The sequence below is a fragment of the bacterium genome (assembly GCA_040756715.1).
Taxonomy (GTDB): domain Bacteria; phylum UBA9089; class UBA9088; order UBA9088; family UBA9088; genus JBFLYE01.
In genome coordinates this window covers 1-7,575 of the sequence record JBFLYE010000113.1, presented here as the reverse complement: position 1 = coordinate 7,575, position 7,575 = coordinate 1, and the positions used below count along the sequence as shown (strand labels likewise).

Annotated in this window: 8 protein-coding genes; all 8 read left to right on the top strand. The window is 36.6% G+C overall.

The annotated features are described in order from the left end of the window. A partial coding sequence (gene rplJ / locus AB1397_04250; GenBank protein MEW6482194.1) for a 50S ribosomal protein L10 occupies positions 1-527 on the top strand: 527 nt, incomplete at its 5' end. Between the two features lie 84 nt (positions 528-611). Beyond that, on the top strand, positions 612-1,712 hold the full coding sequence (gene pilM / locus AB1397_04245; protein MEW6482193.1) for a type IV pilus assembly protein PilM: 1,101 nt from the start codon (positions 612-614) through the stop codon (positions 1,710-1,712). Beyond that, positions 1,709-2,251 (top strand): PilN domain-containing protein, encoded by a 543-nt coding sequence (locus tag AB1397_04240; protein ID MEW6482192.1) that lies wholly within the window; start codon positions 1,709-1,711, stop codon positions 2,249-2,251. The genes pilM and AB1397_04240 overlap by 4 nt, the downstream gene beginning before the upstream one ends. Next, positions 2,248-2,808, top strand: a complete 561-nt coding sequence (gene pilO, locus AB1397_04235; protein ID MEW6482191.1) for a type 4a pilus biogenesis protein PilO — start codon at positions 2,248-2,250, stop codon at positions 2,806-2,808. Before AB1397_04240 ends, pilO begins: the two co-directional genes overlap by 4 nt. Further along, positions 2,805-3,335 carry a hypothetical protein gene (locus tag AB1397_04230; protein ID MEW6482190.1) on the top strand — a complete coding sequence of 177 codons (531 nt, stop codon included), beginning with the start codon at positions 2,805-2,807 and terminating at the stop codon, positions 3,333-3,335. Before pilO ends, AB1397_04230 begins: the two co-directional genes overlap by 4 nt. Beyond that, positions 3,332-5,008 carry a secretin N-terminal domain-containing protein gene (locus AB1397_04225; protein ID MEW6482189.1) on the top strand — a complete coding sequence of 559 codons (1,677 nt, stop codon included), beginning with the start codon at positions 3,332-3,334 and terminating at the stop codon, positions 5,006-5,008. Before AB1397_04230 ends, AB1397_04225 begins: the two co-directional genes overlap by 4 nt. Positions 5,009-5,061: 53 nt before the next feature. Beyond that, positions 5,062-6,414: a S41 family peptidase gene (locus AB1397_04220; protein ID MEW6482188.1), complete on the top strand. Its 1,353-nt coding sequence runs from the start codon at positions 5,062-5,064 to the stop codon at positions 6,412-6,414. Positions 6,415-6,447: 33 nt separating this feature from the next. Continuing rightward, positions 6,448-7,575 (top strand): ComEC/Rec2 family competence protein (locus tag AB1397_04215; protein ID MEW6482187.1); only part of this gene is annotated, 1,128 nt, incomplete at its 3' end.

The following is a 7,575-nucleotide window of genomic DNA, read 5'->3' as shown; positions in this document are numbered from 1 at the left end:
TAAAGATGAAAAAAGGGCATATTTTAAAACAAAAGATAATGGATGAGATAAAGGATAGGATAGAAAAGAACAATACCATTATCTTAACAGATATATCTACCCTTTCGGTTGACGAGATAACAAGATTAAGGAGGGAGTTTTCAAAGATAGATGCAAAGTATGTTGTGGCAAAGAATAGGCTATTTATGAGAGCAGCGAAGGATTTAGACATTCCTATATCTCCTAGGCTTACCGGCTCAACAGGATTTCTCTTTTCAAAAGATGCCCCTATTTCTTGCAAAACCCTGCTTGGTTTTATAAAAAAGGAGAAAAAGCCCTCTATAAAATATGGATTTCTTGACAAAAAAAGGATAGAAAAGATTGATATAGAGCGTATCGCTAACCTTCCATCACGAGAGGCTCTTATTTCCCAAGTTATATCCCAGATTCAAGCTCCCATTGCAAGCCTTGTTTATACCCTTTCTGGAATTATTAGAAACCTTCTTTCTGTTTTAGATGCTATAAAAGAAAAGAAAAAAGCTATATGAAAAAATCCTCACTTAAGAGTCTCTTAATTTTTAGTTTTTTCAAAGACCTTGACAAAATAAAGATATTTGTTGTATAATTTTTTTATGTTAAAAAACCCTTTTGGAAAAATAGCAACCGGAATAGATCTTACTATTGATTCGGTTAAGATATGTAGGCTAAAAAAGAAGGATAAGATTTTTCTTCTTAACCTAGCTCAAAAAAAGATATATGAAGAACCCCTTCGTGACGATGAAAAAGATGCATGGAGTAATTTAGCGATTGATGCCATTAAAAAGCTTTTATCAGAAAATAAGATAAAAACCCGTGAGGTTTATATATCTGTTCCTTCCTCCTCTGTGGTAATAAGGTATCTAAAGCTTCCATATATGCCAGCAGATGAGCTTCGTGAGGTAATAAGATTTGAGGCAGAGGAGCATATTCCATTTGAGGTTGAGCAGGCTTTAATAGATTTTCATATCACAAAGGATTTTATTGAGAAAGAAGAGAGGATGATGGAAGTTCTTCTTGTTGCAGCAAAGAGAGAGATTGTTCATGAATATATTCATATCTTTCAAAAGGCAGGTCTTGATCCCGTGTATATTAATGTTGATACATTTGGAATAGAAGATGCTTGGGAAATAGGGGAAGAGGGAAGCATACAAGGAGAAAAGGTTGCGGCTTTGGTTGATATTGGAGCAAGGACAACAAATATAAACATCATAGAAGGAAATGCATCATCCTTTAATCGGGATATCATTGTGGGTGGAAATGATTTTACCGATTCTGTAAAGGACGAATTTGGAATAAGCTTTGCTGAGGCAGAAAGTAAAAAGGAGGAAAAGGGAGCAATACTTTTGGGAGAAGAATATGGGACAGTAACAGATGATGAAAGGGGAAGAATATCCTATTGTTTAGAGTCTGTTGCCTCAAGGTTGCTTGATGAGCTTGATAGATCATTCACCTATTACTATACCCAGCTTCCCAGCTATAAAAAGAATATTGATAAGATTGTTTTAAGTGGTGGAAGTGCCAATCTTCCAAATTTACCAGCCTTTCTTTCTCAAGGATTGGGAATAGATGTTGTTCTGGCAAATCCCATTTTAAATCTAGACCTTTCTAAAGGTAATTTTAAGCCAGGTGAGATTGAAAGAAAAAGAACAGGATTTGCAGCAAGCATTGGCTTGGCACTTAGAGGACTACAATGATCATAATAAACCTTCTTCCACCCGAGATAATAGAAAAAAGAAAAAAAAGAGAGCAAACTATATTTATTGTAAGCATTCTTCTTCTTTATGGAATGGTTCTTTCTGGAATATGGCTCTATCTCAATATGAAAAAGCTTAACCTTCAATCTGATATTAAAAAGATAGATGAAGAAATTGCAAGCCTTCAGCCAACATTAGAGAGAATTAAACAAATAGAGGCTGAAAATGCTGAGATAAATAGAAGGCTTTCTGTAATCCAAACCCTTATAAAGGGAAGGTTTAAGTGGGTAAAAATTTTAGAGGAAATAAGCAAGACCATAACTCCAGAGATCTGGCTTTCCTCCCTTTCTCCAGAAGGAGAAGACAGTCTTTCCCTTTCTTGTTCAGGGTTTTCCAACTACTCTGTGGCGAATTTTATTGTAGCTTTAATGGAAAATCCATTTTTTAGCAATATAACCCTTGGTGAGGTTTTATCATCTGAAAAGGGGGAGGAAGAAAAAATAACAAACTTTAGTTTAACCCTGAAATATAACCTATGAAGAAGCTAACTGAGAAGCAAAAGCTATACCTTATACTCTTTTTAATTGTGGGAGGGGGTGGCTTTATCTTTTACCACAATTTTTTTAAGCCATTAAATAATGAGGTAAAAGGTCTTTCTTCAGAGAAGAAGACAAAAGAACAGACACTTTTACAAAACAAAAAAGAGGCAAAAAGGCTTCCTTTTGTTGAGGCAGAAGGAAAAAGGCTTAAGATTCAATTACAATATGCAGAAGATGTCCTTCCCAAGGATTTGGATGTTCCCTATCTTCTTACCACCCTAACCCAGCTTTCTGAAGAATATAGGGTTTATTTTCCATCTTTTTCACCAGGGGAAATACAAGAAAAGGGTGACTATGCAGTATATCCCATTAACCTTACTATTGCCGGAACATTTCATAATGTAATAAAGTTTATTTGTGCAATTGGAAACCTTTCCAGGCTTATTAACACAGTAGAGCTATCCATAAGTGCAAGTCAAGGTCAAACAACAGAAGAAAAAGGGCCTGTTGATACAGTTTCTGTCCCTTTAAAGCTTGAGTCGTATATATATAGATGAAAAGTCAAAAGTTAAAAGTTAAAAGTCAAAAGTGTGGTAAGAATTTATTAAATATTCTATCACTTGTTATTTGTTGTCTAGTTATTGTTTTAGGATGCAAAAAGAGGGAGGAGGTAAAGGAAGAGAAACCTAAGCCACCTATTCCTGTTGAGGTTCCTCCTCCAAAATATGAGACATATCAATACCTTGATCTGGGAAGAAGGGATCCATTTGTTCCATTAAAAGGGCCGGGGGTCATAAAAATGCCAAAAGAGGTTGAGGTAGTAATTGAAACAAAAAGAGAGGAGGGAGGGATGGGGGAATGGGTTATTTCGGGGTATATCTTTGATAAAAAGGAAAAAATAGCGGTTATCAAAGCCCAGGAAGAAAATTATCTCTTTGCAGATAATAAGCTTCTTGACAAGGATGGAAATGATGTTCCTGAGATAAAAGTAAAAACAAGGGAAGATGGAATAATTTTAACCAAAAAGGGAAAAGAGCTATTTTTAAAGATGGAAGAAAAAGAAATAAGGGAGGAGATACAATGAAAAAAATATTACAGGTGGCATTATTGGGGTTTTTTGGGGTAGCTTGGGGGTATCAATTAACAGGGATTACAGGGTATGATGAGAATGGAAAGACAAGGGTGGTAATTACCTCATCAGATGTGCCTCAATATAGGGCATTTGTTATCCTAAATCCACCTAGGCTAATCATTGACCTTTTAAATGGCGAGGATAGCCTTTCAAAGGACAAAATTAAAAATAGAAGCAAGGCTATTTTGAGCATTTCTTCAGAGCAGAGGCTAAAGGAGCCGGTTAAGATTGCAAGGATAACAATTGGCCTAAAGCAGGTCTATCCATACCAACTTCTTTCTGATAAAAATAATTGTTTGATTGAGATGGATACAGGCATATCAGAAAAAAAGGAGGTAAAGGAAGAGATTAAAGAAGAGCCTATCCCTGCACCAGAAATGGGAATTCTTCCTCCTTTAGGAAAGATAGAGGAGGCTATAAAGCCCAAAGAGGAAAAGAAGGAGGAGAAAAAAGAAGAAAATTTATTTTCTATGAGGTTTTATGAAACAGACCTTTCTGATGTTCTAAGGGCATTATCCAAAAAGATAGGAAAGGATATTGTTTTAGGGCCAGATGTATCTGGTGTAATAACCATTGAGCTTAATAATGTTAGATGGGATCAGGCACTAAATATGATCCTTAAACCAAATAACTTTAACTGGGTAGAGGAAGAGGGAATAATTAGGGTAGATACAAAAGAAAACCTTTTAAAAACAGCGGTTAAGACAGAGGTTATCTTTATAAACTATGATAAGGCAGAGGATATGTCAAAGAATGTTGAACCCCTTTTAGACCCAGATGCAGGTGGAAAGATTATCATAGACAAAAGGACAAATTCTTTAATAATTACAACAACATCAAAGAACCTTGAGGAAATAAAGAATGTAATAAAAAGCCTTGATTCCTCAACACCCCAAATTATGATTGAGTCAAAGATGGTAACCATAGATTACAATGAAACCCAGAACCTTGGGATTAGATGGGGGTTTACCCATCCATCCTCTGCACAAGATACAACCCAAGGGCTAGTTGATCTTGGAGCTATTTCCTCAACAAACCTTTCTATTGGAAGGCTTTCTGGAAATACAAACCTTTTCCTTCAGCTTCAAAATCTTATTAAAAAGGAAAAGGCTGAGTTGATTGCTGCTCCAAAGATTGCTACCTCTGACAATCGGAAGGCAAAGATAAAGGTAGGTGGAGAGGCTCCCTATGCAGAAACAACACCCTCATCAGAGGGCTCAGCAGTTGGCGTTACTGTTAAATACATTGATATGACAACAGAGCTTGAGATAACCCCTAAGGTTAATCCTGATAAAACCATCCTTTTAGAGCTTAAAATCTCAACTAAGGGTGGGAAACCCGAAAATACTATCTGGGTAGCAGGCATAGGGGAGCATACAGCTCCTACAAAAAGCGAGCAATTGATTGAAACAACGATTATGGTAAACAATGGGGAAACAATAGTAATAGGAGGGATGATTGGTAAGGATGAGCTGGTGACAGAATATTCTGTGCCATTTTTCTCTGACCTTCCATTTGTCGGAAGGGCATTTAGATATAAAGGCGTATCTCCTTCAACCGGAAAAGGAACTCCCATAAAAAGAGAGCTTCTTGTCTTCCTTACCCCACATATCTTGAATCAATAAAAATTCAAAATGCAAAAGTCAAAATTGAGGTAAGGATTTATAAAAATTCAAAAATGAAAAAAGGGTTATGGATGATTATTATAATTGGGCTTGGTTTAGCCATCCTTGCCTATTCACAAGAGAGCTATAAAGACTTAGATGTATTCTCTGAGGTTTTTTCTTATGTCCAACAAAGCTATGTAGATCCCTCAAAAACAGGCTCAAAGGAGCTTATCTACGGAGCGATTAACGGGATGCTACAGACCTTACAGGATCCCTTTACCAGGTTTATGACACCCCAGGCACACAAGGAGATGGAAACAGAGCTCTCTGGTCAATTTGGAGGATTGGGAATTGTTATTACCATAAAGGATAATAAGCTCGTTGTTATATCACCTATAGAGGATACACCTGCATATAAAATAGGTGTAAAATCAGATGATTGGATAACCCATATTGATGGAACATCAACCGAGGGAATAAACCTAGCTGATGCTGTAGCCAAGCTAAGGGGAGAACCAGGAACAAAGGTTACCATTACCATTACAAGGAGAAAAGAGCCAAATCCCATTATCTATACCATAACCAGGGATGTTATAAAGATAAAGAGCGTAAAGTTTGAGATTTTAGATGATAATATAGGATATATAAGGGTTAGCTCATTTAACAACAATACAATCTCTGAGTTTAATGAGGCATTCAATGAAATTTCAAAGGCAAATCCAGAGTATATCATCCTTGATTTAAGAAACAATGGGGGTGGAACCCTTCAGGCTTCAGTTGGTGTTTCGGGAAAATTTCTCTCAGGTGGTTCTCTGGTTGTCTATACAAAGGGAAGGGAGAATACACCCGAGATAAGGTATGTTGCAGAGAATTCAGAGCCAAAGGTTAAAGCAAAGATGATTATCCTGATAAATGGTGGAACAGCATCGGGAGCTGAAATATTAGCCGGTGCTTTAAAAGACCATAAAAAAGGCATTCTGCTTGGAAAGAAGACATTTGGCAAGGCATCGGTTCAAACCGTGTATAACCTCTCTGATGGCTCTGGTTTGGCATTAACCACAGCCCATTACTATACACCGGCGGGAAACCTTATTCACGGAAAAGGAATTGAACCAAATATAGTGGTTGAGGAGGAGCAAATATCAGAGGAAAAGAGAAAAATAATAGAAAAATTTGAGGATGGGACATTTACTGAGGAATTTGTGGAAAATTATGCTACCTGCACAGACAAAGAAATAGAGCAATTTATCGCAAGCCTTAAGAAATCTGGCATAGAGCTTGAGAAAAAATACATCCTGCGTGATATAGAAAAGGAGAAAAGGGAGCTAAAAGGCGAAAAACCCTCCATTGTTGATATGTTCTGCGATACCCAGCTTGCCAGGGCAATTGAGATAATAAAGGCGAGGGAATTCTGGAAAGAGTAAAAAGGAATTTAGGATTTAGGAATTTTATTATCATTGAGTAGAAGACCTTTCCTTCCTATTGTTCTTCTTTACATTCTAGGGATTTTGATAAATCTTCCATATTCCGATTTTTTTCTCATTGTATCAATCCCTGGCTTCTTTATTTTGTTTTTTCTAAAGAAAAAAGCCTCCCTTGTTTTTCTTTATTTTTCAATCCTTACTTTTGGCTCATTTTCTTGTTCTTTTCATTCATATAAAGGCCCCTCTAATATTGCAAATCATATTGGAGAAAGGGGCAATATTGTAGGTGTAGTCGTTTCTTATCCTATAAGGCATCCAGAGAGAACATATATTGTGGTAAGGATAGAGGAATTTAATGGCAAAAGGGCATCTGGTCTTCTTTCTGTAAGCACACAAGAGTCCAGTTTTTCTTTGGGGGACAAGCTTCTTATTCCTTCGGCAAAGATAAAAGAGCCAAAGGAATATAAGAATCCAGGAAGGTATAACAAAAAGAAGGTGCTGGCAAGAAGGGGAATTTATGCCTGTGTATGGGCAGATGATGTTATATTACTTGGCAAGGGAGAGATAAACCCTTTTTTATTATTTGCCTCTCGTATTAAAACAAGGGCAGAGAAGATTCTCTCTTTGCTTCCTGAAAGCGAAAGGGGTTTTCTTTTGGGGATTATCCTGGGAGAAAGATCGGGAATTTCTAATGAAATAAACAGGGCATTTGCCGATACAGGAACAATCCATATCCTTTCTGTTTCAGGGCTTCATCTTGCATTGCTTTTTGGTTTTCTTGTTATTGTATTTGAAAGACCAGGGGTAAAAAGGCCATATAAATTTATTCTCACCTTACCATTTCTCTTTTTATTTTGTCTAGTAACAGGTTCTTCTCTTCCAACCCTTCGCTCTTTTATTATGACATGTGTCTTCATTTCCATAATTGTATTTGAAAGGGAGGGGAATCTTTATAATACCCTTGCCATAGCTTGTTTTATCCTCCTGCTTAAAAACCCTTTTGAGATTTATGATATTGGATTTCAACTCTCTTTTGTCGCCTGTCTTTCCCTTGTCTATCTTACACCAAAACTTACAATAAAAAAGGATAAGCTATTTACTTTCATCTCATCCTGTTTTTCTGCCTCTATTGGGATATTTCCCCTTATTTTATTCTGGTTT